26 protein-coding genes, 1 pseudogene, 1 CRISPR repeat array and 1 riboswitch are annotated in these 24,629 nt (G+C 38.4%); of the genes and pseudogenes, 9 read left to right on the forward strand and 18 right to left on the reverse strand.

Annotation, left to right across the window (positions count from 1 at the left end):
- Nucleotides 1–52: 52 nt before the first annotated feature.
- From nrdD to ACMW72_RS02540, 3 genes are all read left to right on the forward strand, one after another.
- Nucleotides 53–2,017, forward strand: coding sequence for an anaerobic ribonucleoside-triphosphate reductase (gene nrdD / locus ACMW72_RS02530; protein ID WP_418367250.1), 1,965 nt, complete (start codon nucleotides 53–55; stop codon nucleotides 2,015–2,017).
- A 13-nt stretch (nucleotides 2,018–2,030) separates the two neighbouring features.
- Nucleotides 2,031–2,699, forward strand: a complete 669-nt coding sequence (locus ACMW72_RS02535) for a radical SAM protein (protein ID WP_132770012.1) — start codon at nucleotides 2,031–2,033, stop codon at nucleotides 2,697–2,699.
- Nucleotides 2,700–2,799: 100 nt separating this feature from the next.
- On the forward strand, nucleotides 2,800–2,955 hold the full coding sequence (locus tag ACMW72_RS02540; protein ID WP_418367251.1) for a hypothetical protein: 156 nt from the start codon (nucleotides 2,800–2,802) through the stop codon (nucleotides 2,953–2,955).
- 97 nt (nucleotides 2,956–3,052) lie between these two features.
- On the opposite strand, the gene ACMW72_RS02545 is transcribed toward ACMW72_RS02540, so the two are convergent.
- Nucleotides 3,053–3,589 (reverse strand): histidine phosphatase family protein, encoded by a 537-nt coding sequence (locus ACMW72_RS02545; RefSeq protein WP_418367252.1) that lies wholly within the window; start codon nucleotides 3,587–3,589, stop codon nucleotides 3,053–3,055.
- 77 nt (nucleotides 3,590–3,666) lie between these two features.
- Here ACMW72_RS02545 and ACMW72_RS02550 point away from each other — a divergent pair, with 77 nt between their 5' ends.
- Complete coding sequence (locus ACMW72_RS02550; protein ID WP_418367253.1) at nucleotides 3,667–3,801, forward strand: hypothetical protein; 135 nt, start codon at nucleotides 3,667–3,669, stop codon at nucleotides 3,799–3,801.
- A gap of 440 nt (nucleotides 3,802–4,241) precedes the next feature.
- Here the strand turns inward: ACMW72_RS02550 and ACMW72_RS02555 are convergent, their stop codons facing one another.
- On the reverse strand, nucleotides 4,242–6,599 hold the full coding sequence (locus ACMW72_RS02555; protein ID WP_418367254.1) for a transporter substrate-binding protein: 2,358 nt from the start codon (nucleotides 6,597–6,599) through the stop codon (nucleotides 4,242–4,244).
- Between the two features lie 267 nt (nucleotides 6,600–6,866).
- On the opposite strand from ACMW72_RS02555, the gene ACMW72_RS02560 reads away from it, so the two are divergent.
- The 4 genes from ACMW72_RS02560 to ACMW72_RS02575 all read left to right on the forward strand — a co-directional run bounded on the left by ACMW72_RS02560 (nucleotide 6,867) and on the right by ACMW72_RS02575 (nucleotide 10,037).
- Entirely contained in the window at nucleotides 6,867–7,916 is a 1,050-nt protein-coding gene (locus ACMW72_RS02560) for an aliphatic amidase (RefSeq protein ID WP_418367255.1), read from the forward strand.
- Nucleotides 7,917–8,018: 102 nt separating this feature from the next.
- Nucleotides 8,019–9,119 carry an AAA family ATPase gene (locus tag ACMW72_RS02565; protein WP_418367256.1) on the forward strand — a complete coding sequence of 367 codons (1,101 nt, stop codon included), beginning with the start codon at nucleotides 8,019–8,021 and terminating at the stop codon, nucleotides 9,117–9,119.
- Nucleotides 9,120–9,142: 23 nt separating this feature from the next.
- Nucleotides 9,143–9,730: an AmiS/UreI family transporter gene (locus ACMW72_RS02570; protein WP_418367257.1), complete on the forward strand. Its 588-nt coding sequence runs from the start codon at nucleotides 9,143–9,145 to the stop codon at nucleotides 9,728–9,730.
- Nucleotides 9,731–9,902: 172 nt separating this feature from the next.
- Nucleotides 9,903–10,037, forward strand: a complete 135-nt coding sequence (locus tag ACMW72_RS02575) for a hypothetical protein (protein ID WP_418367253.1) — start codon at nucleotides 9,903–9,905, stop codon at nucleotides 10,035–10,037.
- Between the two features lie 87 nt (nucleotides 10,038–10,124).
- On the opposite strand, the gene crcB is transcribed toward ACMW72_RS02575, so the two are convergent.
- The 14 genes from crcB to cas3 form a co-directional block, all read right to left on the reverse strand.
- Nucleotides 10,125–10,484: a fluoride efflux transporter CrcB gene (gene crcB, locus ACMW72_RS02580; RefSeq protein WP_418367385.1), complete on the reverse strand. Its 360-nt coding sequence runs from the start codon at nucleotides 10,482–10,484 to the stop codon at nucleotides 10,125–10,127.
- Nucleotides 10,484–10,888 (reverse strand): fluoride efflux transporter FluC, encoded by a 405-nt coding sequence (locus ACMW72_RS02585; protein WP_418367258.1) that lies wholly within the window; start codon nucleotides 10,886–10,888, stop codon nucleotides 10,484–10,486. The genes crcB and ACMW72_RS02585 overlap by 1 nt, the downstream gene beginning before the upstream one ends.
- 156 nt (nucleotides 10,889–11,044) lie before the next feature.
- Nucleotides 11,045–11,108: riboswitch (Fluoride riboswitch) on the reverse strand.
- A 224-nt stretch (nucleotides 11,109–11,332) separates the two neighbouring features.
- Complete coding sequence (locus ACMW72_RS02590) at nucleotides 11,333–11,578, reverse strand: SHOCT domain-containing protein (RefSeq protein ID WP_418367259.1); 246 nt, start codon at nucleotides 11,576–11,578, stop codon at nucleotides 11,333–11,335.
- 16 nt (nucleotides 11,579–11,594) lie between these two features.
- Nucleotides 11,595–11,957 (reverse strand): hypothetical protein, encoded by a 363-nt coding sequence (locus ACMW72_RS02595; RefSeq protein WP_418367260.1) that lies wholly within the window; start codon nucleotides 11,955–11,957, stop codon nucleotides 11,595–11,597.
- A gap of 74 nt (nucleotides 11,958–12,031) precedes the next feature.
- Nucleotides 12,032–12,229 carry a hypothetical protein gene (locus tag ACMW72_RS02600; RefSeq protein ID WP_418367261.1) on the reverse strand — a complete coding sequence of 66 codons (198 nt, stop codon included), beginning with the start codon at nucleotides 12,227–12,229 and terminating at the stop codon, nucleotides 12,032–12,034.
- A gap of 198 nt (nucleotides 12,230–12,427) precedes the next feature.
- The gene (locus ACMW72_RS02605; RefSeq protein WP_418367262.1) at nucleotides 12,428–12,820 is read right to left on the reverse strand and encodes a hypothetical protein; all 393 of its coding nucleotides are present in this window, start codon (nucleotides 12,818–12,820) and stop codon (nucleotides 12,428–12,430) included.
- Nucleotides 12,821–12,851: 31 nt separating this feature from the next.
- Nucleotides 12,852–13,094, reverse strand: a complete 243-nt coding sequence (locus ACMW72_RS02610; RefSeq protein ID WP_418367263.1) for an SHOCT domain-containing protein — start codon at nucleotides 13,092–13,094, stop codon at nucleotides 12,852–12,854.
- Between the two features lie 511 nt (nucleotides 13,095–13,605).
- Nucleotides 13,606–14,149: a CRISPR direct-repeat array (repeat unit 37 nt; unit sequence GTTTCAATCCTCACCCAGCCTGTCGGCTGGGTGCAAC).
- Between the two features lie 227 nt (nucleotides 14,150–14,376).
- A complete protein-coding gene (cas2, locus tag ACMW72_RS02615) occupies nucleotides 14,377–14,667 on the reverse strand; it encodes a CRISPR-associated endonuclease Cas2 (protein WP_418367264.1) in 291 nt (96 codons plus the stop codon).
- Nucleotides 14,668–14,673: 6 nt separating this feature from the next.
- Nucleotides 14,674–15,702, reverse strand: coding sequence for a type I-C CRISPR-associated endonuclease Cas1c (gene cas1c, locus ACMW72_RS02620; protein ID WP_418367265.1), 1,029 nt, complete (start codon nucleotides 15,700–15,702; stop codon nucleotides 14,674–14,676).
- The gene (cas4, locus tag ACMW72_RS02625) at nucleotides 15,699–16,313 is read right to left on the reverse strand and encodes a CRISPR-associated protein Cas4 (RefSeq protein WP_418367266.1); all 615 of its coding nucleotides are present in this window, start codon (nucleotides 16,311–16,313) and stop codon (nucleotides 15,699–15,701) included. The genes cas1c and cas4 overlap by 4 nt, the downstream gene beginning before the upstream one ends.
- A gap of 23 nt (nucleotides 16,314–16,336) precedes the next feature.
- Nucleotides 16,337–17,455: a type I-C CRISPR-associated protein Cas7/Csd2 gene (gene cas7c / locus ACMW72_RS02630; RefSeq protein WP_418367267.1), complete on the reverse strand. Its 1,119-nt coding sequence runs from the start codon at nucleotides 17,453–17,455 to the stop codon at nucleotides 16,337–16,339.
- Between the two features lie 23 nt (nucleotides 17,456–17,478).
- Nucleotides 17,479–19,212 carry a type I-C CRISPR-associated protein Cas8c/Csd1 gene (cas8c, locus tag ACMW72_RS02635; protein WP_418367268.1) on the reverse strand — a complete coding sequence of 578 codons (1,734 nt, stop codon included), beginning with the start codon at nucleotides 19,210–19,212 and terminating at the stop codon, nucleotides 17,479–17,481.
- Nucleotides 19,202–19,906, reverse strand: a complete 705-nt coding sequence (cas5c, locus tag ACMW72_RS02640; protein WP_418367269.1) for a type I-C CRISPR-associated protein Cas5c — start codon at nucleotides 19,904–19,906, stop codon at nucleotides 19,202–19,204. Before cas5c ends, cas8c begins: the two co-directional genes overlap by 11 nt.
- A gap of 34 nt (nucleotides 19,907–19,940) precedes the next feature.
- Nucleotides 19,941–22,130 (reverse strand): CRISPR-associated helicase Cas3', encoded by a 2,190-nt coding sequence (cas3, locus tag ACMW72_RS02645; protein ID WP_418367270.1) that lies wholly within the window; start codon nucleotides 22,128–22,130, stop codon nucleotides 19,941–19,943.
- Between the two features lie 815 nt (nucleotides 22,131–22,945).
- Between cas3 and ACMW72_RS02650 the strand changes: the two are divergent.
- A pseudogene (locus ACMW72_RS02650) lies at nucleotides 22,946–23,176 on the forward strand (helix-turn-helix domain-containing protein); the annotation flags it as partial.
- A gap of 197 nt (nucleotides 23,177–23,373) precedes the next feature.
- Here the strand turns inward: ACMW72_RS02650 and ACMW72_RS02655 are convergent.
- Together ACMW72_RS02655 and ACMW72_RS02660 are read right to left on the reverse strand one after the other, a co-directional pair.
- Entirely contained in the window at nucleotides 23,374–24,057 is a 684-nt protein-coding gene (locus tag ACMW72_RS02655; RefSeq protein WP_418367386.1) for a zinc metallopeptidase, read from the reverse strand.
- 19 nt (nucleotides 24,058–24,076) lie between these two features.
- The gene (locus ACMW72_RS02660; RefSeq protein WP_418367271.1) at nucleotides 24,077–24,511 is read right to left on the reverse strand and encodes a MerR family transcriptional regulator; all 435 of its coding nucleotides are present in this window, start codon (nucleotides 24,509–24,511) and stop codon (nucleotides 24,077–24,079) included.
- Between the last annotated feature and the right edge of the window lie 118 nt (nucleotides 24,512–24,629).

Genomic DNA, 24,629 nt, shown 5'->3' on the forward strand with positions numbered 1-24,629 from the left:
CCGCTCAAAATTGAGCGGATTTTTTTTATCAAATATACAAGGAGGCTTTTTTATGTTTAACAGTTCAAGTGAAATTATCAGGTCATTTACATCAGAAGTAGAAAACAAAAAGACAGATTTTTTAAAAAGGGAAAACAGCAATTATGTATATTCTTTGCCATTATTAAGACACCACTTAACCAATTTTGCAGAAGAAGAATTCCTATTAAATGAAATTTTACCTAAAGAATTAAAAGATTTATATGATCAAGGAATAGTCTACATCCATGATAAACAACTAAGTCCCTATTGTGTTAGTGTTGGGTGTAGAGATATCGCCACTTTTGGAATCCCTACCCTTGCCAAAAATATGCTGTCTTCTAAACCAACGAAGAGACTAGATACGCTCTTACGTCATTTTAGTAATGTGGTTGTTTTAATGTCTCAACAAGTTTCTGGAGCGGTTATGCTGTCGCAAATGACAACTGTCGCTGCATCGTATTTATATTTTGAAGAAACAGAAACACAAAAGAAGTATTCCCAAAACGATTTAAAACAATTATTCCAAAGCTTAATTTGGGAAATGAATATGCCTCTTCGAAGCGGTTCCCAATCTGCCTTTTCCAATATAACGATGGAATTTGGCAAACCTTCCGAAGAAATCAAAGATGAATACATAGTCATTGGTGGAGAAGCAAGAAATATGAAATATAAAGAAATTCCCTCTGAATATTTTGATCGGATTAATCAAGCGATTATCGATGTGATGGCTGAAGGAACAGGAAATGGCATTCCTTTTACCTTTCCTTTGATCACTGTTCCGATTGATGATCATTTTAACTTTGATAATGATTTATTCTTATATTTGTTAGACAAAATGTATAATTGGGGCGGCGTTTATTTTGAAAATTTTCGTACATTCCCCTTTGATAATGATTATTATAAAAAATTAAATCCTTACATAAAGGCCCGGGATCCAGAAGCCAGCAGAAGTTTATGCTGTCGTTTACAGATCGATTTAAGCTTGCTCTCTAAAGTGGGGAGTGGTATTTTTGGAAGTTCCACGGGGTCAACTGGTGCCGTGCAAGTACTTAATTTAAACGCCAATCGCCTTCTAATGGAATTTGGCCATGACAAAGATTTATTAAAACAAAAAATGCGCGAATACCTAGAAATCATGCAAAAAGGTCATCAAGCGAAAAGAAAATGGATTGAAGCAAATAAAGAATTATATCCCACTTTCTTTGCATTTAATAAAGACCTTAAAAATTATTTTAATGTTTTTGCCATCACTGGTATGCATGAAGGATTGATCAATATTGGTTTTAAAGATGGAATCAAAGATGAACAAGGAAAAAAACTTGCCCATGAAATTATGCAATATATGACTGAAGTGATAAATGAATTCATCGTTCGTGACCAAGTTGCTTGCGGAATAGAATATGCTCCTGCTGAAAATGCCGGAATCAAACTGGCTCGCCATGATATGAAATGGGCAAAAGAACATAACCGAGAAATTTTTGTTCAAGGAAAAGGAGAAGATGTTTATTTAACTTCTGGTTGTATGCTTCCCTTTAGTGAAGAAGACTTTTCAGCCCAGATAGAGAATGCTGCAGAATTTCAAGCTTATGCTACCTCAGGAAGTATTCTTCATCATTTTCTAGAAACAAAGGTTGAGCCTAATCTATTAGCAGATTATATCGACAAGTTATTTCAAAAGCCGATCAATTATATTACTTTAACACCCACCATCACAAGTTGCATGACTTGTGGTCAGCAATTATTGGCCGAAGATGGGAAAAACATTGAATTATGCCCGGTTTGTGGTAGTGATGATATCGCCACATTTAGTCGAGTGATTGGATATGTTCGCATGATCGCTCGAAAGAAGATAAAAGTAGATCAAGAGGGTTTTTATAATGGTGAACAAAATTTTTGGAGTAAAGCTAGACGATTTGATTGGAATACACGAAAACGTATAAAATCTGAACATTTAAAGGAATTACACCACGAGGATATTTTAACAGAGGTATTTTAAAGAGGGATGGCGTATGAAGTTTTATAAACAAGTGATGAGAACATTTGTTGATCTACCAGGCCACCATTCTCTACTTATCCATTCCCTCGTTGGTTGTAACATGCACTGTTTTGGTTGTCATAATTATGATGAAATCGTAGCAAAAAAACATGAAGAATTTTTTACAGAAGAAGACATTATCCAGCAAATTCAGTTGAACGGCTATTTTTTTGATGCAATTATTTTCAGTGGTGGAGAATTTTTATTAGAAAAGATTGAACCCATAATCAACTTCTTAAATAGAATCCGAAGTATATTTCATGGATTGATTATTATCAATACCAACGGTACTTCCCCAGATAAAATGAAGACATTAATCAATCAAAAATTAGTTGATGGTTTTCATATTGATATGAAATTGCCCTATCATTTATTAGATATCAATGAAGACAAAGAGATTTTTCAAGCCATTATGGGTATTGAACCAACTCAACATTTTTTAGAAAAACTACTCACATCTATTGAACTCGTCATTCAACAAAATAGCCCTTATAGCCAAATCAGAACAGTAAAATATCCTATTTTAAGCGATGAATTTTTTGAAGAAATTGAGTATTACATAAAAACACTCAATCAAAAATATCAAACACAAGTGGAATATAGAATTAATGAGTTTCTAGACATCTCTCATTCCAAAATCTAGAAAGCTCAAGCCATTGGATACCTAAAATAAACGGGTATCCTTTTTATTAGGGAATCTTTGATAATTGTTAAGTGCATACTATTGGATGGAGGTGATAACAATGAAATATAAAATTGCTGATTTACAAAGAAATCCTGAATTCATTCAAGAAATTACTGAACTTGAGCAAAAACTAAATAAAGTACTTGGGGGCAATCATGTACTTATAGCATACAATTCCATAGAGAATAATTCCATTGAAGAAGAGAACAAGTAAATGTGGAACGAACATGTAAATAGGGATTTTATCGAGTAGAACACGTTTCATTCCTCGTTTGTCTGAATACCTGTTTACTGTCAACATTGCAATGTAATTATATCTTGATACATCGATATTCCCCATTAGGAATAATACCTATCTTCTCAGCTTGGTATTTTTCAAAGATCCATTTGATGACACTTCCATGGGTGATTAGCAAAAGGGTTTCATTTGGGTGGGTTACTTTTAATTCTTTGAGTCCTGTATGGATTCGATCAAGTAAACTCTGGACCGGTTCGATACCAAATCGGTCGTCTTCCAGTTCTTCAATATCGCTAATTTTATATTGCAAGCGAATCTCCTGCAATGTTTTCCCTTCTAATTCACCAAATGAACGTTCCCGAAAATAATCAAGCTCAACTATTGGAAGATTTAATATACGTTGACAAATACTTGCCGATTCTTTTGCTCGATGTAATGGGCTGGTTATAATTTTGGTTATTTGTAAATTTTTGTTTGCCAGTAATTCGAAACAAGCTTTTTCAATCTGTTTTTTCCCTTTATCGGTTAAAGAAACTTGTTTTGTTCCCTGAATTCGGTTAAACAGATTCCATACCGATTCTCCATGCCGCATTAAGATTATTTTTCGCATACATTCCCTCTATTCCAATTTATTCATTAGTATAATTCTAGAAATCCCTCCCATACTAGTTCTAAGGAGGGATATTAATGAATTACCATTTTACAAATCTAAATAACCATCCCGAACTATTAAAAGAGATCACCCAACTTGAAGAAAAAATGAATCAAGTATTAGGTGATCAAGTTGTCCTTATTGCTTATTCTGAGGATAAAAAGAAATAAGTAATGATGGCTTGAAGGTCGTTGTTGCCACTTTTCGGTATCTTCAATTTATAACATCGTGCTATATTACTGATCAAGATGGTGAGTTTTTTGAACCTAGAATTTTCTCAATGAACTTACCAATTTCACAGTGCATACCACTTTTATACAACTTAATAATCTCTTCTTCAAGTTACTTATCTCGTGTTTGATAAGGTTTAAAAAAATTGCGGTGTGAAACGCCCATGTGATCACGTAGAACCGCTAGGTTCTCAATACGACCAATGAATTCATTAATTTGAATTGAGAACACGGAATTCGATAACCTAGATGACATAGTAGGGTATCTCCTCTCTTTTATGGAATGTCGGTAATTCCAAGGATACACTACTTTTTTTGTACTAAGAAAACCTTACACAAATTAATTTACATCATCCTGTAATGATTTCAAAAATAGGACTCTAATTTTTATAATTATCTCTAATGGAAATATTATATTCCTTTATTTTCCTATAAATCGAACTTCTAGCAATACCTAATTTTTTTGCTGCTTCAGTAATACTATGAGAGTTTTTGATCACCTGTTCAATCAAAACCTTTTCGTTCTCCTTAATAGATAAAGAATTAGCTAACAATTCTCTATTCGTTTTTATCTCTATTTTTTTATTAAAATTTTTTATTTCATCTGGCAAATGGTTTATTGTTAATTCTTCTTCATTCAATGATAGAATAAAAGCACGCTCAATCACATTCCTAAGTTCCCGAATATTCCCTGGCCAATAATACGATTTAAGAGCTGAGACTACTTCCTTATCTATCCTATTTGGTCCATTTTTGTATTGGTTATAAAATTGTTTTAGATAATCTAAGACAATTAATTCAATATCATCACTTCGATCACGCAATGGGGGGATTGTAATAGTAAATACATTTAATCGATAATAAAGATCAGAACGAAAAGAGCCATTATATGCAATCTCTTCTTTCAAATTTCGATTAGTTGCAGCTATAATTCTAACGTCAATCGGTCGTTCGATATGATCCCCAACTCGAATAATTTTTCTTGTTTCTACTGCTCTTAACAAATTCACTTGTATGTCTATAGGCATATCACCGATTTCATCCAAAAATAAAGTTCCCTTATTTGCAGCCTCAAACTTTCCTATGGCTCCTCCTTTTCTAGCCCCAGTATAAGCTCCTTCAACATAGCCAAATAGTTCACTTGCTACTAACTCCCTTGGTATAGCCGCAGCATTAACCGTAATAAAAGGTCCTTCTCTTCGCTTACTTTTTTCATGAATGGCTCGAGCTAAGACTTCTTTACCTGTCCCTGTTTCTCCTAAGATTAGAATATTGACATCAGATGTTGCAGCAATTTCTGCTATTTTTAATTGATCAATAAATTTCTTATTTTTTGTTTTAATACGATGAAAAGTATATACCTCTTCATCATTTAATTGTTTCGCCATTTTATCATCCATTTTTTTCAACAATATTAAATAGGCATTCTTATTTGTTACTATTTTTTGTTTTGTAATTTTGTAAGATTTTTTTAACTGTTCAAAGTAGATTTCATCTAGTAACATTTTTTCACCGATTATTTCCTTTGCTTTTTCATTTTTAAATAGTATGGATCCAGAATGATTGACTACGATAATCGCTTCATTATTGTCTTTTCCACATTCTTCTATCATTGTTTGCCAACTGCTTTCTTCTTTATTTAAAACATTTATTTCATTTGAGTATGGGCTTGGAGATATTAATTCGTCTGATTTCCATACAATTGTAAATTGACCATTTTCGTTTGCTTTTCCAATATACATTTTACGTGAAATATGTTGATTCTGAATGTCAATCTTTACTTTTCCACTAGGTCCTTCGAAAGTTTTACCTTTTAAATAATTGATTAGTTCCGTATATTCTAATGTCTTTATATTGATAATTGCGTCCAATAACATTTTTACTCCTAGGTATGTATTAGTCATATTAGAAGAGATAACAATATCATCCCCGTACAATCTTTTAAACTTTTTAACATATTCACGATTAGTTACCGTATCAATGGATTGAAAATAACCAGCACAACTATAATGTCCAGTAAAAATTTTTGTAAAAGTCCCATTGATTTCAGTTTCTGTCGTGATTGGACTAAAAATAGGCAATTTTTGAGGCTCAATTCCCATCTCGTAGTAAGTACGATAAAAGGGGATGATACTAGTGCCAACAATTGTTGATAATATAACATTTGGCTTATTTTCAATAATTTCTTGGAATATATTTGTAAATTGAGCATAACCAAACGGCACATAATGTTCACCAACTACTTCTCCATTTAACTGATTTAAATAATCATGAACTTGCTGATTAGTGAGATGTGGATAAATATAATTGGTTCCTATTAAAAAAAACTTTTTCCCAAAATGAGAAATTATGTAACTTAACATCAATAATATTTGTTGATTAGGTACCTCTCCTGTATAAAAAACATTTGGGTGAATTTCATATCCTTCATAAAGTGAGGGATAAATTAAAAGACATTGATATTCCTCTAAGATAGGTAAAACAGCTTTTCGACAGGCTGAAGTATAGCAGCCTATCATTAACTTCACACCCTTCTCTGCCAAATTTTTTGCTTCTTTCTTTGTTACATTTGGATCTGATTGAATATCTCTGACCTCAATCTCTAAATCAAAAGGTAAATGTGAATTTTTTTGTTTATACTCCTCAAATGCATAAAGGGCAGCCAGATATTGCCCATATTCAGTGTTTGCCGTTGTCCCACTTAATGAAAAAAGCAACCCAATTTTAATCTTCTCCATTTCCATCCCCCCAAAATGTCTTATTTTTAGACATTGTTTGAAATTGAGACTGTAAACTTTATTTAAATTATAACACAATATATATTTATTATTTTTAATTTTCATAATTTTCAATATATTATTTCTTCTCTATTTTTAAAGACAAGTTGGCACAAATTTTGCATATATAAAAAGCGAGATCATTAAAAGGGGGTGCTTAGTCTTACTTACTATAAACATAGTGAATATCATTCACTAAATCTAAATAAAAGAAAGGGGAAATAAAAAATGAGACATGGTGATATTGGAAATAGCCGTGATACTGTTGGAGTGGCTGTAGTCAATTATAAAATGCCAAGACTTCATACAAAAGAAGATGTTTTAGAGAATAGCCGTAAAATTGCTGATATGGTAGTAGGAATGAAATCTGGTCTCCCTGGATTAGACTTAGTTGTTTTTCCAGAGTATAGTACCATGGGAATCATGTACGACCCAGAGGAAATGTATGCTACAGCTACAGACGTTCCTGGACCAGAAACGGAAATTTTTTCGGAAGCATGTAGAAAAGCAAATGTATGGGGTGTTTTTTCAATTACCGGCGAAAAGCATAAAGATCATCCAAATAAAACACCTTACAATACATTGATACTAATTAACAACAAAGGTGAAATTGTTCAAAAATACCGAAAAATTATTCCGTGGAATCCTATTGAACCATGGTATCCCGGGGAACAAACATATGTAGTAGAAGGTCCGAAAGGATTAAAAGTTGGTCTCATTATCTGTGATGATGGAAACTATCCTGAAATTTGGAGAGACCTTGCTATGAAAGGTGCAGAATTAATCGTCAGAAGTCAAGGGTACATGTACCCAGCAAAAGAGCAACAAATCATGGTTGCAAAAACAATGGCATGGATGAATAACGTCTATGTAGCTGTGGCCAATGCAACAGGCTTTGATGGTGTATACTCCTACTTTGGACATTCGGCAATTGTCGGTTTTGATGGAAGAACGTTAGGCGAATGTGGGACAGAGGAGAATAGTTTTCAATATGCCGAGTTATCAATATCCCAAATTCGAGATGCCAGAGCCAATTGGCAATCCCAAAATCATCTCTTCAAGTTACTTCATAGAGGATATACAGGTACTATATTATCAGGTGACGGAGATAAAGGGGTTGCAGAATGTCCATTTGAATTTTATAGAACATGGGTATTAGATGCAAAAAAAGCTCAAGAAAATGTTGAAAAGATTACTAGACAAGAAGTTGGTACAGCTGAATGTCCAATTGCGGGAATCCCACACAAACCATTAAATAAAGAAGCAGGAGCTAATTGATCATTTAACCGGATCTTTTATAGATAAGAGTCAGATCATTAAGTATTGAATTTAGTGTCTGACTCTTATTCTTACATTTTTTAAGAAAGGAAGGTGAAGGTTATGCCTTTTATCACCGATATGTTAACTGATATTGAGAAGAGTAAACAAAATTCTTCTATGAATATCTTGGCCCAATCATCTCAAAAAATGTTATCAAAATCTCGATTTCGTTTTGATATAGAAAACGTCATGAAAGAAATAAGATCTAAAATTTTTGGACAAGACGAAATTATTCAAAAAATAAAAAGTATGTTGGAGGTGGTATTGGCGGATATCACTGAACCTAACCGTCCTCTATTTATTGCCCTATTATTAGGACCAACAGGTGTAGGAAAAACAGAAATTGTTAAAACAATTGCTAATGCTATACATGGAAATGATGACTATTTTAGTCGGATAGATATGAATACATTATCCCAAGAACATTATGCAGCCGCTTTAACTGGTGCTCCTCCAGGATATGTTGGAAGCAAAGAAGGTTCCTCTATTTTAGATAAACAAAAAGTTGAGGGAACCTTTAGTAAACCTGGGATTGTTCTTTTTGATGAAATCGAAAAAGCCAGTTCTCAAGTAATTCAATCACTTCTTAATGTTTTTGATAACGGAAAAATGGTAATGGCATCAGGAGAGAAAATTATAGACTTCCGTAATTCACTTATCTTTATGACGAGTAATTTAGGTTCTAAACAGATCTTTGAGTTTGCTGATCGCAATTTTTCAAATCTATTCAGAAGGTTTTTATATTACTTAAATCCTAAGCATTTCGGTAAAGATAATCGAGTTATTATTCAAAAGATCGTTATGGAACAATTAGAAAAAAATTTTGCACCAGAATTCATAAATAGATTGGACGATATCTATATCTTTAATTGGTTAAACAAAGATACTTTATTTCAAATAGTTGATATTCAAATCAAAGAATTGAATCAACGTCTTCAAAAACACCAATGTCATATTAAGCTTGAAGCATCCGCAATTGAATATTTAGTAGAACAAGGATTTGATAAACATTATGGTGCTCGTGCTTTAAAACGTTCAATACGAAAAAATTTAGAAATTCCTATTGCAACTTTTTTAAATCATTCTTTACATCGAGGGGAATTTCAACATTTAGTTGTTAGAAAGAGAAATAATCAATTAGAAATAACAGAAGGTAATTAGTATAAAGTGAAGGAGTGAAAATCATGGGAAATGTTGGATTGTTCTATGTTGGCGCTGTATTATTTTTGAACAGTTTTTTGCTTTTAGGAAAGATTCATGCTAAAAGTGCTGCAATATTCAACTTATTTATTGGTTTCATGCAAGTTGTTTTCCCTATTTTAATTCTTATTGAAGCAAATGGTGATAAATGGTTAATATTTAATACAGCAGGTACTTTTCTCTTTGGTTTAACCTACTTATACGTAGGATTTACTAATTTATTGCAATTAGATTCTACAGGAGTAGGATTATATTCTTTGTGGGTTGCCATTATTGCTATTGCATACTCATTAATAGATTTCTTGTATTTTCACGATATAAAGTTTGGAATAATATGGTTAATGTGGTCCTTTTTATGGGGACTATTCTATGTTCTTTTAGGTTTAAAAAAAGAAATTAGTATTTTTACAGGATGGGTAACATTTATAGAATCTTGGATCACAGCAACTATTCCTGCATTTTTATCTATGATTGGCATTTGGCAAAATGTTAGTGATAATTTGGCTATTACTATTGCGATACTATTTTCCTTAATCGTAATTTTCCTATTTAGAAAGACACGTAACAATTAGTAAGAATAAAACTAGATCTAATTTTTCTTAAAAGTAATAAATTTTTTTAATTGAGATAATGTTGTCCCCAATTAAATTTGGACTATTTTTCGCATACATTCCCTCTATTCCCATTTATTCATTAGTATAATTCTAGAAATCCCTCCCATACTAGTTCTAGGGAGGGATATTAATGAATTACCATTTTACAAATCTAAATAACCATCCCGAACTATTAAAAGAGATCACCCAACTTGAAGAAAAAATGAATCAAGTATTAGGTGATCAAGTTGTCCTTATTGCTTATTCTGAGGATAAAAAGAAATAAGTAATGATGGCTTGAAAAAGATAGGACCTATTTTCCTATCTTTTTCTTGATGTTGATGAATTTTTATTTTCTTTTCTACTCTTCATTTTACAAAGTTGATCCAAGTGTAAAGCCAACAAATGCAACGAATACACCCAAAATATAACTTAAACCCAAATACCAAAACATGATCTTTCTCTCTTTATTACGATACAAGTTGATATTCTCTACTTTAAAGGTGGAAAACGTGGTAAAAGCGCCCATAAACCCTGTACCAAAAAATAGTGTTGCATTTTCACCCATTTGGCTACCAATGATGAGGCCCAATAAAAAAGAACCAATCAAATTTACCGTAAAAGTCCCATAAGGAAAAGCAGATTTCGTACGACTGGAAATCCACTTGCTCATCCCAAATCGAGCCATGGCACCAAAAAAACCACCAACAGCCACCAACATAGCGCTAGACATCATGCAGTTTCCACCTCTTTTTCTCCGTGCTTCAAACCAAGATTAGCCATACGATACCCTGCATAAGCAAAAAATAGACCTCCAAAGAGACTTAGAAGTACATACGAAAATGCAATACCCCATAATCGTAGGCGAATCAAAGTGACCGTTTCTACACTTAATGTAGAAAAGGTAGTGAAAGAACCAACAAGCCCTGTACCAAAACCAAGACGTAACCATTCAGGAACTGAATAAGTGTGTGCCACTTTTTCATTAAACCATGCTAAGACAAATGCACCAATATAGTTAATCATCAAAGTACCTAATGGTAATGGGGATATCCACCAGTGATGAAAAGATAGACCTAAATAGTATCGTAACAATGCTCCAATTACACCTGCTAACCCCACTGCAAAATAATTCATCATTTTACTCACCCACTTCTATTTGATAATACTCAGGATCCACCTTTTCAAGTAAAGAATACTGTTTTCCGCGATATTAAGCAAACAATGATATAGAGGTCAGGTCTAGCAAATGACAACTTCTTTACAAAAGAAAACCCCTACCAGAAAGAAATTCTTCTAGTAGGAGTCATTAGCTAGATAATAGCGGTTAAAGGCGAACTCCATCGCCAATTATGTAAATTTTTTAATTTATTATATACCAAATCGTTACTTGCGGTCAATGATATTAATCTGCCTCAATTCTTTCTCATCTACCTTTATTTTTTAAAATTAATTATTAGAAATTATTAACTTACTTTATGTAAGTAATAATATAATTTTAAAGGAGGTTGGAGTACATGAAAAAGAAGCGACACTTCGTCGCTTCATTAAATGGGAGGGCAAATTATCCTCAATTTTCCGTTAAAAAATCCTTCTCATCTTTTCAAATTCACTATCACTGATTTCGCCTTTCGCATAGCGAATTTTTAGAATCTCAATCGGGTTAACTGCTTGCTGTGTTTGCGTCACTGTTGCTGATTCAGTTTCTTTTTTAAGAGAAACGAAGAGATCTACGATGAACTTTTTTGCTAGTTTAATCAATTTAAACAAATCACCTGTTTTAACAAGGTAATACGCAACAATAACCGTCAGAATTAAATTTAACATGCAACCATTCCCTTTCTTATGAGCCGATTACTTTCACGATTTCTTGGTATTCTTCAAAGGAAATTTCGCCACGAACATATCTTAACTTTGCAATCTCTATTGCTTCTGAAGGTGAAGCTTGTCCATTCGCAATATTGACTAAACCTTGGCCTTGCCCAACATGATTCTGCTTACTTCTTTTAATGAGTAAATAAACCACAAATCCAATGAGCAATAGGAATAGGAGCCCTGATAAATTCCAACCGGACATCATTCCATAACCAAATCCATTACCATACCCAAAATTGTTAGGGATGTTACCCCAACTATTACCAAAACCATTTCCATAGCCACCATATCCTGGGCGGAAGAATCCACCCATGTGTCCACCAAACATCATTTGTTTTCCTCCTTTTTATATTGTTCTTATTAAAAGATCCACCTAAAGGATTCATTACTAATTACCATTAAATCTTATAAAAGATTTTTTAACTTGCTGTATTCCTCAGCAGTAATTTCACCTTTTGCAAAACGAATGTCAATAATTCGTCTTGCTTCATTTGAGTTACTATTGCTATTGCTTCCAAGGGTTTGAACTTTATTTAGTAGTCGCCCTAGCTCACCTGTTTTATAAAGATAAAATCCTATTGCTAAAATCAATATCAACATCATGTTACATTTCCTCCTTTATTTTTACATTCATTTTTTAATACTGTTCCTTTAGGTGTGATCTTCTTTATGTTTCTAGATTATCGAATAAAAATGGAGAAAGAATGAAGATTAAATAAATTTCGTCCCGTAATGGAAATTAAAAATTTTCCATATAAAAACAGCAAAAGCGGCTAATATTTAACCGCTTTTAAATATCCATTATTTAAGATTTCCCATCCCTTGAAAATTACTACTGTTTGATGATCCACCTGTTCCATGCATGCTTTCATAAAGGCCTTTTAGTTGATCCGTACTTAAATCAGGGTGCATTTGTTTAGCATAAGGTAACATTTGCCCGAAGTTGATATTTTGGTTTTGCATGAATTTTTGCATCTCATCGAAATTACCAGAATTCATAATTTGATACATTTCATCAACATTGATTCCTTGATCTTTCATGAATTGTTCTGCCTGTTCAACGTTAACTCCCCTTTGCTGCATATGAGCTCGAGGGTCTGGATTATTTCCCTTTGCATAGCTTACATAGGCCGTAGTCCCAACGCCTAAGAACATTGCGGTTGCTAAAATACCCATTATGATTTTCTTTTTCATTTCCTTCTCTCCCTCCTGAAGCTTAAAAAGATTAAAGTAAGTTTTCCTTAATTGTTTCAAATTCTTCTGTTGTAATTTCACCTTTAGCTAATCGACTTTTTGCGATTTCTAATGCTTCTGTACTTGATGCGGTTTGTGATGCTACATATCCATTAACGTTTTGCCCTTTGAGCAAAAAATAGATAATCAAACCGATGATTAGAATACCAAAAAACATCATTCCTGATCCACCTCCCATTCCATAGCTTCCATAACCAAATCCTTGTCCCATCATTTTAGCTATCACCTCTTCATCTTTTTATATAACTTGTCTACATGTATAATGTAGCCTTTAATCATGAAGAAAATATGAAGAAACAAAAAAAGCGAATACTCAAAATAACATATGTTGTAGTAAGCTAAATTGAGAGGAGTTGCCTGTATTACCACACTAACCGAAGAAATAACCTAAAACTGATGATCGATACCGTTAAAAAGGCAATAAAAAAAGAGAGACCAAAAAAATTAAAAAAACCTGAGCCCTTATCAATACAGAACTCAGGTTGCAAAAATATGCTTTTTTATTCCTATTTACTTGACAGGGGTCACTTCAATATGAGGGGCTGTTTTTTTTGTTTAAATAACACAATTTGGTAAACAACCTTTAAAAATACAGGTTTCTTTGGCATGCCCAAAGACAGTTTATAAAGCGGTAACCAAATACAAAGTGCCAAAGTTAGACGCATAGGATATACCTAAATTAGGATTATAATACAAATCATTTAGTTATCCACATTCCAATTTCATGTTCAATCCTCACCCAGCCTGTCGGCTGGGTGCAACTTCTTTATCAGCGTCCCATATTTGTAGTTCCATCGGTTTCAATCCTCACCCAGCCTGTCGGCTGGGTGCAACATAACAAGGGAAACGGTTTATCAAAGCAAACGAGAGGTTTCAATCCTCACCCAGCCTGTCGGCTGGGTGCAACAGTTATAGTTACCCTCAGTGTTTACAGCAGGACTGTTTCAATCCTCACCCAGCCTGTCGGCTGGGTGCAACTGATTTTACGCCAAAGGCAATGCGAATGTCTGAGTTGTTTCAATCCTCACCCAGCCTGTCGGCTGGGTGCAACAATAAGCGAGGGGACATTAAGTGCAATTGTAAATGTTTCAATCCTCACCCAGCCTGTCGGCTGGGTGCAACTACTGTTGGTTTACAAAAAGGAGAACTGCATCTTTGGGTTTCAATCCTCACCCAGCCTGTCGGCTGGGTGCAACATCGAAAAGTGGAAAAAGGGCGTGATGTCCTAAGATGTTTCAATCCTCACCCAGCCTGTCGGCTGGGTGCAACCGCTGCGCCTCAAACCCTTTACTGCATCTTGGATTTACGGGATAAAAACGCGAACCCCGATTTACTACTCATAAAATCGCTAACATATAAACTGGGATATCTGTTATAAATCGCTTGATCACTGATACTCTGCACCATTGCGACCCCCCCCTTGTTTTTCTCAGTGCTCCATGTTCGCGCAAAAGGTGACATCTCATCCCCCGCCAATATCCTCTGCATTTTTAGGATTACAAAATCATCGGATCATCATAATTAATGTAATCATCTCTGCCATATACACGCACAACCCTGTCCCGGTCCCCATATAGCAGATATATCCGCAAACTATCTCTCTCTTTATCAATGACACGCGATAATTGATGCTCCATTTCTTCAAGTTGCTGTTGTGTCACCCGGCATTCAAACACTGATTTTTGAACCCTTTGCCCAAAGTTTTGGCAGATGGTCGCCACTTTCCGAAGCCTTTTCTGGCCACTTTTTTCCTGGGTTTCAACATCATAAGTAACCAGAATATCCAAAGAAAATCACCTCATGATAAAAGGTACATAATCCTCTATATCCCCTCGTAAATACCTGGCAAGCAAGCGGGCATGAACATGAGGTAGAAGTCCCAAGGGTACTCTTTGATTGATTATAGGATGCTGAATTTCCTCTTGTTTGCGCTTTTGATAAGAAGCCAAAAATGTTCGCCTGCCCTTTTCATTTAAAAGAACAGCACCTCCAGGCCGCATATCGAAATCACTTTTGGACAATTGCTTTCGATTGATCAAAGTAAGAACAAATCGATCTGCCAGGTACGGTCGAAATTCTTCAATCAAATCCAAGGCCAGAGCCGGCCTTCCTGGGCGTAACGTATGCAGATACCCAATCTGTGGATCCAACCCCACCCCTTCCAAGGCAGAAATGCAATCCTGGGTTAACATGCTATAAGCAAAAGACAAACAAGCATTAATTGGATCGCGTGGTGGTCGTCGCGAACGCAGTTCAAACGCAAAAAAATCATCATCGGTTCTTAACAATGAGGTGAAGGCTTTAAAATATACCGAAGAGGCGTACCCTTCCAGCCCCCGTAATTCGTTCAACGTGACCTGCTTATCCACATCGCGTATACTTTGGTCTAACTGCTTGACAGCCTTCTCTAACGAAGGGCGACATTCCGGATAATCCCGGATCGCTCGTTGCAATACAGCCCTGCTGTTTCGAAGTTTACCTGCTACAAAACGTGATGCGATTTGCAGAACCCGTTTCTCATCTGTCAAAACATGATGCTGTGCTCGTCTTAACAATACGTTCCCACTGGTTCTCCCAACCGCACGCGCCAAAAACCGGCCATATGCATCATACCAGATCACTGCAATGCCTTGGGTGATACATTTCCCAAGTAAATATGGGCTAATCAAAACATTTCCGAACACCACAATCGTACCGATATGATGAAGAGGCACTTGCAGCACTTTTTCTCCTTCGTGTTCGACAATTACAGTTTCATGATCCAGACGCAAGTAGGAACCTTGCGTCTGGACATACAAGGTGTTGAGTAGTGTTTTGATCATTGTCCATCCTCACTCAACCAAGCAGAGATATTCAACGAAGCGGATACTTGCGGCAGACACGCTTCTTGAAGCGAACAGTCACGACACCTGACATCAGCCACTGGGGATGGAAGATGCTGCTTCTGCAACATCTCCCGCACGTGGTTGACTGTCTGCTCTACCAAGTTTCGAAGAGATTTTGTCATTTCTACTTCCAGTCGCCGCCGCGACTGGTAATAATACAGTGCGCCTTTTGGAACGGGTACTCCAAACATCTCCTCCAAACAAAGAGCTTGGGCACATAGTTGTACCTTATCCGCTTGTTTGGATTTTCGTTTCCCTACTTTGTACTCAACCGGATACGGTGTACCATCCGAAAGAAATTCGACACAGTCAGCCCGGCCGATAATCCCTAACCGTTCAGACCAAATCGGCAACGCGCGCTCAACCCTCCTGTCAGGCAGCTGTTCACCGTCTGGCGTATCTACCCGTTCATGTACTCGGTTACCCCGCAATGTAAAAACGTTTTCTTCAAATGTTTGTTCCAAGTGGATCAAAGCACACTGCCGTGGGCAATATACATAATGCTGCAAAGCAGAAAGCATGATCCACCCATCATCTGCCCAATCCATTCCTTTCTCTCCTTCTGATTACGCTATACCAATCGGGTCACTATCACGTTAGGAAATCCTTCAAGAGGGACATCAGTCTCTCTTTTGGATACAGGCCCCTGAATCACGTAATCCTCAAAAGAACGTGGCACTTGCACACCCGCACGACGCTCTACCTTGACCAGTTCAAACAATTGGTGTGCCGGGGCAACACCTTTTCCATTCTCATGCGTAAAGATAAACAACCCGCGCACATTCATCTCCCCGCGCGCCGCCGAACGGTCATAGTCAAACAAGTTTGTCAATGCATCCCACAAGTCTGCCAAGTCTTCCGATGTGACGCCAGTTTTCTCCGCCAAAAATGGATTGAAAAAGCCATGGGCGCGGTACAACCCGTATGGGATCAAGGGCTTTCGCCCCATCTCCGTTTGCTTTTTGCGCCGATCCGACTCTTTCGTAATGGCGACCCTGGTAATCGTCAAATCCCAAGGAAAAACCGGATCGATTGAACGGGAAAAAGTCAATTGCACAGGTCCCCGGACTTGCCCCGCGTTGAGACCTGTTGACATGACAGCCCCAAACATGCGGATGTCAAAGTAATTTTTACACAAAGCATGTTGTGCATTTTGGCGCATTTCATCGTCAATTTTCATGTTTTTGGCCGCCTGTGCCAATCGTTTCGCTATATTTTTCAAAGGTGCTTCTAACTCTGTTTTAAGATCTGCCTCTTCCAGTCCTTCCAGTAACTTATCCCGGATATCTTTTTCTTTGACATCTTCAGCCGCATAAATCAATTTATCCTCTTCTAATGTTATTCCATCTTCTTCTAATTCAGATAACCAGTCTATGAGCGTCGAGTTTTCTCTTTCTTCCCCGCTAAGGGTAATCTCCGCCAATTGTACCCCAATTTCTTTATAGGCCTGAAAAATGAGAGAATTGAGTGCTGTTTGACTTTGGATAAAGATCTTTCTGTTAAGGACATTAGCCACATAGTCTCGAATTTTCCGCTTGATTGCCACATCAGTGACAATGCCATGCATCGTTTCGGGATCTACGCGCGGCAGGTTCCCCGCGTCAGGATCGCCATTCGGGTTACCATCCTTGACATCGTAAAGCAAGACAAATTCATGCCGCTTTTTCGGATCCAGATAATGTTTCGTCATTGCAAATCCTCCATTCCTTGAATTTATTTTTTCCGTTTGCTGCTGAATACTGCCCGTTGGTGATAAAAACCAAGCCCAAATTCCGCCTGTTGCTTCAAGCTGAGGGTGGAAGGAAAGCCTCCTGCTTCATCCAGATGTTTGATCACCTCTTCCAACAGCCGCGCCATTTCGGGAGACACCTTCGGCAAATGCGCCGTTGTCGCAAGCCGCAAAAGGGGACCAAAAGTGGACGCCGGTGCGGTAGACGCTGCTCCATAAAAACGTTGAACGACGGTGGAGCCGACTTTAAATCCAGAAGCCCGCTGTTGAATTTCCTCCAGAACAGCCAGCAGGCGGCCGCAAAGATAGGATGGTTTCAAATATCCAGGGTTGAGATTTTCCATTGTTTTTGCCTCCTCCTTTCCGTATGTGAGCGCCAGTTTGAGCACACTGGCCAAAGCATGGTATCTCCAAGTTTCCGTTGCATCCGTCAAGACTTGAGGCAAACGAAAACGCTGGAGAGCGGCAACCAACAGTTGATTCGGCGGGGCGTATCCCTGATAGATGGTGCGCAAAAATTGTCTGACCAGGTTGGCATCAGAGACCTCAATCGCCTGAAGAATTAAAGGCAACGGTTGTACCTCGTCCTGTTCCCCCCGTGGATGAACGATGCATATCGCATCCAAGTATTGGCCCAGGTTGTTTAACAACCGTGAGACCGATGTATGAATCCATTCTCTGACCACAAGACGGCCCTTGTTGGCAGAGAGGATAGCCATATAAAAAGAGGCTTCATCAATTCGTAATGCTTGCTCACGGCTTGTCCAAGGAATTTTGACCAACTCTTGCAATTGGCCAAGTTCCGGTGGGGGAACCCGCCGCTTCGCTTCTTCGTCAAAAATCAGGTTTTGGATGGGGGCTGCCAACAACTGCTGGTCCACGGCAATCCCGTTCCATCCAATCTTTACAGGTTGGTTCAACCAATACACCGCGATCTGCGATCGCAAAGGATCTCTTTCATTGAATAGTACAACCGTGTGATGCCGTGACTCTCGCAACAAATAATTCAACGTATCCACGGTTAAAGTGGCACAAGAAAAACAGACCGGCACATTGTTCGTCTGGCTTTTTCCCATCGATTCAAAGGAAGGGGCGTTAAATGATGTTAATTTGCATTTTTGCCCAAATACCATTACTGGATTTGGCAAATAGCGCACATATGTTTTTTTCATGCCACAAATGGAACACTCGGACTCATTATCAGACAGAAGATTCTCTGCCAAATATTCCGACCAAAATCGTTGTATCTCCGGCCTTTCAAAAGGAAGCATCTCTTGGTCAATTTGAAAAGTAACGGTATCTTTTGCCTTGATCTTTTGTCGGAACTCCTCTGGAAGCGGCTGGTTTAAAAACTCCAAGATCTTGGCCAGCTCCCCGACACCGGTTTTGGCGTACGCCTCCTGTAGAAGCTGAACAAATCCTTGGTTCATCAATGCCGCTTCATCCACTTTTGCTTCATTTTCCGGAATCCCCAACACGTACCGGGCATCGTCTAATAACAAGTACGGTTTCAAATTATATGTTGAAACCTTTCCTTGACGATCCCGGTCAGGCGCCTCAACGCTCCGATACTCCCCTTTTTTAAACGGCCCTTTAAGGTAAGGATTGTCCCCGCTCAAATCAATCACCCAGGTCACAGATTTGGGTTTATAGGAAGCGGGCGGCAACTTTTTATCCTTCTGCAGTTTTGTCGCCAAATCAATCAGTTCATGAAGCATCTTCTCCCTCCAATCGGTACAACTCCATATATTTTTCCTGCGGCACATTCAGCCAGCCATTTTCAACCCGCGCCTCAAAAAACAACGGTTGCGCAAACCCGGAAGCTACTCGCGTTCCTGTTCCGTCATGCCGTAGGAAATCCACCTCCTTTCGCGATTCATCCTCAATGAAAGCAAAATCAAACAGCATGGTACCTACATCGATGTCGACTGATTGCGTTTCGGCATCAGTCTCCACCGGAGAAAAATAGGCTGCAAATTCGCGTGTTCCCAAATAGGGCGTGTGATGGTACTGCCCCCGCTCCACCCTGCGGTTGAACTGATCCCGGTATTTAAATACAGGATCGACCGCTCGCGGTTTGAGGACAATATCCGCTGTGATCAGATAGGCCACATCCTTGAGAATCAGGCTTGTCCTCTGCGCGCGGTCATTTTCGATCATAATCGGGTTTCTGCTTTGCTTGCTCATCAACTCATTGCGCAAGATGGCATCCTGTTTTCCAAGTTGGATCACGCCGATTTTACGGATTTCATAACGAAACTCGGGCTTCCAAAAGATGGCTTCCAGCACCCCCCTTGCGGCGCTGGGCGTGATCAGTGGATAACTGATCCGTTCCACCTTAAACTCAGGCCGGGTAAAACAGGCATATTCTCCCCAAACCTTAACCTGCACTCGTGCGCGTTGTTGTTGCATCTTTTTTCTCTCCTTTCCCTGCATACTCATCTGTTTATCCCATCAAATCATATGGATCATGAAGTTCTTCTGTCATCCCTACCAACTCGTCATATCCCCCCAGCCACTGATACAAATTCCCTGACACCAATCGCATCCATCCCTCTTGTTCCTTTCTCTGCACTTCCCATTGGTACAATTGGATGATATATGGTTGCAATTGGCGAAGGTTCTTTCGCGAAGGCTCCTCTTCCCAGGTACGCAGGTGCACCTGGCTATCTTCATACGGAACCACAACCGAAACCGTATCTTGATCAATCAACCGGTACTTCTCAGCCACATTGGGATAATCGAGCGCTTCCCGGTCAGCCTGAATCTTCCTCTGATCCAGATCGACCGAAGCGAACATTTGTTTGAAATAATTTCGAAAAAGATCGGGTCTGTGCAAATCCTCCGACTGCATACGCGCTAGCATGGCCCGGGCCACTTCCATCGCCACCCTGTATGGCCCTCGCGGGCTTCCGCCCTCCTGCGTTTCAAAAATAATCACTCGGCCACGGTTCAAGCCTTCCCGGTTGCAGCGTCCAGCCGCCTGAACAATGCGATCCAGCGGCCCGTTTTGCCGCATGACAAGCGGGAAATCCAGATCCACGCCGGCCTCCACCACTTGTGTGCTGATCAAACGGATCGGACGGTTTTTGGTCAGGCGCGAACGCACCTCGGTAAGAATCTTGCGCCGATGAGCACCGCAAAGAAGGGATGAAAGATGCAATACGTCCCCATCTTCCTTGAGAAGTTGGACGCATTCTTGCGCTTCCTTCCGCGTGTTAAACACCACCAAAACCTGGCGCTGCTCACGAATAAAGTCCACCAGTTCCTCCAATGGAACAGGTTCTTTCCATATCTCATAATCCACCCGCCGCAGTTGTCTAAAGTGATCGTCCACCAGCGCCGGGGAAAGAATCTCTTCCACCGCCAAACCGGAGAATGCTTCAAGGAAACGGCTTTCTTCAAAAACCGGTTGTGTGGCGGTCGACAAAACCACCGTGGACCTACAGTGCTTCACCAACATCGCAAGCGCATCCAGCGTCGGTCTTAACAGTTCAGGGGGTAATGTTTGGACTTCATCCAACAAGATGACACTCCGGGATAGATTGTGCAATTTACGCACTTTTCCGGGCCGATTGCTGAACAGGCTGTCAAATAATTGCACCGTTGTGGTGACGATAAGCGGCGCATCCCAGTTTTCGGTCGCAAGACGCTTTCTGATCACATGTTCGTTTTGCTCCTCGTCATTTTCCACATCCACCTGGCTGTGATGCTCCAACACCGCTTCATCGCCGAAAATCTCACGGTACACATCTGCCGTCTGTTCAATAATGCTTGTGTACGGGATTGCCACGATCACGCGATCCAATTGGTGCTCTGTGGCATGCTTGAGTGCAAAGGCCAGGCCGCTTCGCGTCTTTCCCCCACCGGTTGGCACCGTCAATCTGAACACGCCCTGTGGCTTTGCTGCCGCTTCGACGCACACCTCATAGACCTGCTTTCTTATCCGGTTGACGAGCGTATTGTCCGCTTTGTTGATTAACTGTTGCTGGTCAGCCGCAAGGCGGTTCCATAAATCTTCCACAGAAATTTCTTGTCGTCGCGCCAGAGCAAGCGTGGGCTGAAAATGTTGTTCCGTATCCAAATAATCTGCATCGACAAGTGCTGAAAACACCATACGGATCCACATCTCCCGTTCCGTTTCGGCCAATAGCGGCAGCTTCCATTCCTTTTGCATATGTGGAAACACAACTTCGCGCAAAAAAGGCTCGGCATGTTGTAATACTTCGAGAAAATGCGACTTCTGGTTCTCGATCCGCTCTTCCAAAATGAGAGATAAGCTGCCCGATGAGTTTAATCCAGCATGATGACCGGCAACGGGAAGCCCAAACGGTTTCCATAACTCGGGATGCCCCATCTTTTTCCAATAGATTTGATACGCCAAAGCGGCTCCCCAGATGGCATGAGGGACACTTTTTCCATTCTCTCCCTTGGCTTGTTTCTCCAAATACTCCTGAAACTGGGGATGAAACTTGCCAAGGTCGTGCAAAAACCCACACAAATACGCTACATCTCCACCTTGAAAGGGGGTGGCAAAATCCCGCGCCAATCTGGCCACGTTCTGCAAATGTTCGTTGAGGTCATGCCACAGTCGTCCCCCCTCTTCCGAAGGCGTATGGGCATAGTAGGAACTCATTTGTTCAACTCACCCCATTCAATGAAAGATCCCTATGTACATACTACAACAAAGATTATGACAGCTTGCTTGTCAGCGAACAAATATTCTTATCCTTCTTAATTCTATCTTCTAGACTGATGTAGACTGTGTAAAGTTTTGGAGATCTTACCAAGCTTGTTTAGGTTCTGCTGAAATACTAAAAAAATTTGATACATAAAAAAAATTTTTAATGTCGAATACAAGTTCAAGGATTTTTAAGTATTCATTTATATCGTTTGATTTCACGTCTTATTTTCCATTTGCCGATCAACCACAATATAATTCTCATATAACCCGCAATCAAATAAAAAGGGTCAAACTCGTTTCCCTGTAACCATTCAACAATAACTAAGAAGGCAAGCTCACCAAAACAAATATACGCTAATACTACAAGAGTAGATCCACGACTTAAAACTGTTTCATTCCATTCTTTCCTTTTATGTAGTTATATTTTCCTATTTCGACATATAGCTAATTTTTCCTCCTTTTTCCTACAAAAGTTTCAATACAGTTTTTCATCAACAAGATGTTCTTCGGAAAGACATCGCTTCAGTATTCATAATTGTGATGGGAACAAAAGTAAATGGTATAAAAAATTGGACCAACTGTGTAGCACAGCAGGGAAGTTACTCGATCACTTGATCGATTGCTTCCTTCTCGGTTACACACGCTTTTAGCATATAAATGCCTTACAATTGGTTGACAGTTTCTTACCAACCTTACATGCAACATAGGTGAGCTCTATTAATCTCGCATCAACTGATATGATCCCCTTATATTGACAGAAAAAGAAAGCTGTGGATTTATATTTGAAAGAGGGCATGGGCTATAAAACTGTAGCCAAAAAATTAGGAATTTATGACTCCATAGTACGTCTATGGGTTAAACATTATAAAGACGAGGGAATGAATGACGTACCAGCACATAAAAAGTTTACTATCATTCAAAAAATGGCTGGAGAATACGGTTCTATTCAACAATTATGTGAGATTGCAAGAGTGGCTCGTAGTGGATATTACAAGTAGGTTAAACGACAGGAGTGTCCATCTGAAAAGCAGTTGGAAGATGAAAAAATTAAGAAAAAAATCCTAGAATGATTCCAAAAAAAATTAAAAAAACCTGAGCCCTTATCAATACAGAACTCAGGTTGCAAAAATATGCTTTTTTATTCCTATTTACTTGACAGGGGTCACTTCAATATGAGGGGCTGAACATTTATCTATTAATCTTCGTCACTTGAAGTAAAGATCATAATATACTTGGTTAATTCTAAGACTGCGATTAGTGCAGCTGCTACATAGGTAAGTGCTGCTGCTCCAAGTACCTTATTTACCCCTTCTTCTTCTTGTCTTTGTAAAATTCCACCAGAGATCATTAATTTCTTGGCCCTCGAGCTTGCATTAAATTCAACAGGAAGGGTAATCAATTGAAAGGCAACGGCAACGGAAAATAGCAGTATTCCTAGCCCAATTAATGAAGCCCATTGAAACACAAAACCAAGAATTAATAATAATGGGGCTGCACCTGAACTAAAGTTCACTAATGGAAATAATTTATGCCTTAATACTAATGCACTATATCCTTCTTTATGTTGAATCGCATGCCCTACTTCGTGGGCTGCAACCGATACAGAAGCGATTGACGTACCATAATAGACCGGCTCTGACAAGCGAACCTCTCTCGCTATTGGATCATAATGGTCTGTTAATGTTCCTGGTACTACTCTTACAGGAACATGCATTAAGTTATTATCATCAAGAATCTTTCGTGCGACCTGTGCACCAGTCATCCCTACCATCGATTCAACTTCTGACCATTTGGCAAAATTCCCTTTTACTTTAAATTGTGCCCATAGTGAGATACCAAATGCAATAAAGATCAAAAAATCCATTGGATGGAAGAACATAGTATTCATCTCTCCTTTTCTATAGACTACTTAACAGAATCATAAAAACTTGAATAAAGGACAATCCTTGGTTTGATAAGTGTTTTAATGCAATTTTTGCTTGTTGGTCGTTTAATCCTTTTAAATAAGGTCTGATTTTTAATATTTCAGATTCTAAATCCTTTATTTGTGAAGTCAATTGATCTACTTTTTCTAATAATTCCTCAATTTGTATCGAATCTTGATTCATTAATTGTAACCGCTCTTTGATTTCTTCTAAAGACATTTGCTGCTTTTTATACTGTTCGATTAATTTTAATTGTTCTAAAGCTTTTTCCGAGTAGTAACGGTAGTTTGACTCAGAACGGGTTACCTCTAGCAACCCAAGTTGTGTATAATAATCCACTGTTCGTTTTGATACGTTGGCTAAAGAGGCTAATTCGCCTATTCGGTATAATTTCCCAAGTGAAAACACCTCTTTTCTCTATAAATTTATTTTATCATATCAAACGAAAACTATACAGTCAAACGTTGTACTTTTCGATTCTCTCTTGCGCATTTACAATCATCAAATTTCATATAGATGAATTAGC

It is taken from the genome of Tepidibacillus sp. LV47 (assembly GCF_048381575.1).
GTDB lineage: Bacteria > Bacillota > Bacilli > Tepidibacillales > Tepidibacillaceae > Tepidibacillus.

Excerpts from the sequence above, each read along its gene's own strand:
- nrdD (WP_418367250.1), top strand. The coding sequence starts at position 53 with ATGTTTAACAGTTCAAGTGAAATTATCAGGTCATTTACATCAGAAGTA.
- ACMW72_RS02535 (WP_132770012.1), top strand. The coding sequence starts at position 2,031 with ATGAAGTTTTATAAACAAGTGATGAGAACATTTGTTGATCTACCAGGC.
- ACMW72_RS02540 (WP_418367251.1), top strand. The coding sequence starts at position 2,800 with ATGAAATATAAAATTGCTGATTTACAAAGAAATCCTGAATTCATTCAA.
- ACMW72_RS02545 (WP_418367252.1), bottom strand. The coding sequence starts at position 3,589 with ATGCGAAAAATAATCTTAATGCGGCATGGAGAATCGGTATGGAATCTG.
- ACMW72_RS02550 (WP_418367253.1), top strand. The coding sequence starts at position 3,667 with ATGAATTACCATTTTACAAATCTAAATAACCATCCCGAACTATTAAAA.
- ACMW72_RS02555 (WP_418367254.1), bottom strand. The coding sequence starts at position 6,599 with ATGGAGAAGATTAAAATTGGGTTGCTTTTTTCATTAAGTGGGACAACG.
- ACMW72_RS02560 (WP_418367255.1), top strand. The coding sequence starts at position 6,867 with ATGAGACATGGTGATATTGGAAATAGCCGTGATACTGTTGGAGTGGCT.
- ACMW72_RS02565 (WP_418367256.1), top strand. The coding sequence starts at position 8,019 with ATGCCTTTTATCACCGATATGTTAACTGATATTGAGAAGAGTAAACAA.
- ACMW72_RS02570 (WP_418367257.1), top strand. The coding sequence starts at position 9,143 with ATGGGAAATGTTGGATTGTTCTATGTTGGCGCTGTATTATTTTTGAAC.
- ACMW72_RS02575 (WP_418367253.1), top strand. The coding sequence starts at position 9,903 with ATGAATTACCATTTTACAAATCTAAATAACCATCCCGAACTATTAAAA.
- crcB (WP_418367385.1), bottom strand. The coding sequence starts at position 10,484 with ATGTCTAGCGCTATGTTGGTGGCTGTTGGTGGTTTTTTTGGTGCCATG.
- ACMW72_RS02585 (WP_418367258.1), bottom strand. The coding sequence starts at position 10,888 with ATGAATTATTTTGCAGTGGGGTTAGCAGGTGTAATTGGAGCATTGTTA.
- ACMW72_RS02590 (WP_418367259.1), bottom strand. The coding sequence starts at position 11,578 with ATGTTAAATTTAATTCTGACGGTTATTGTTGCGTATTACCTTGTTAAA.
- ACMW72_RS02595 (WP_418367260.1), bottom strand. The coding sequence starts at position 11,957 with ATGATGTTTGGTGGACACATGGGTGGATTCTTCCGCCCAGGATATGGT.
- ACMW72_RS02600 (WP_418367261.1), bottom strand. The coding sequence starts at position 12,229 with ATGATGTTGATATTGATTTTAGCAATAGGATTTTATCTTTATAAAACA.
- ACMW72_RS02605 (WP_418367262.1), bottom strand. The coding sequence starts at position 12,820 with ATGAAAAAGAAAATCATAATGGGTATTTTAGCAACCGCAATGTTCTTA.
- ACMW72_RS02610 (WP_418367263.1), bottom strand. The coding sequence starts at position 13,094 with ATGATGGGACAAGGATTTGGTTATGGAAGCTATGGAATGGGAGGTGGA.
- cas1c (WP_418367265.1), bottom strand. The coding sequence starts at position 15,702 with ATGATCAAAACACTACTCAACACCTTGTATGTCCAGACGCAAGGTTCC.
- cas4 (WP_418367266.1), bottom strand. The coding sequence starts at position 16,313 with ATGGATTGGGCAGATGATGGGTGGATCATGCTTTCTGCTTTGCAGCAT.
- cas7c (WP_418367267.1), bottom strand. The coding sequence starts at position 17,455 with ATGACGAAACATTATCTGGATCCGAAAAAGCGGCATGAATTTGTCTTG.
- cas8c (WP_418367268.1), bottom strand. The coding sequence starts at position 19,212 with ATGCTTCATGAACTGATTGATTTGGCGACAAAACTGCAGAAGGATAAA.
- cas5c (WP_418367269.1), bottom strand. The coding sequence starts at position 19,906 with ATGCAACAACAACGCGCACGAGTGCAGGTTAAGGTTTGGGGAGAATAT.
- cas3 (WP_418367270.1), bottom strand. The coding sequence starts at position 22,130 with ATGAGTTCCTACTATGCCCATACGCCTTCGGAAGAGGGGGGACGACTG.
- ACMW72_RS02655 (WP_418367386.1), bottom strand. The coding sequence starts at position 24,057 with ATGTTCTTCCATCCAATGGATTTTTTGATCTTTATTGCATTTGGTATC.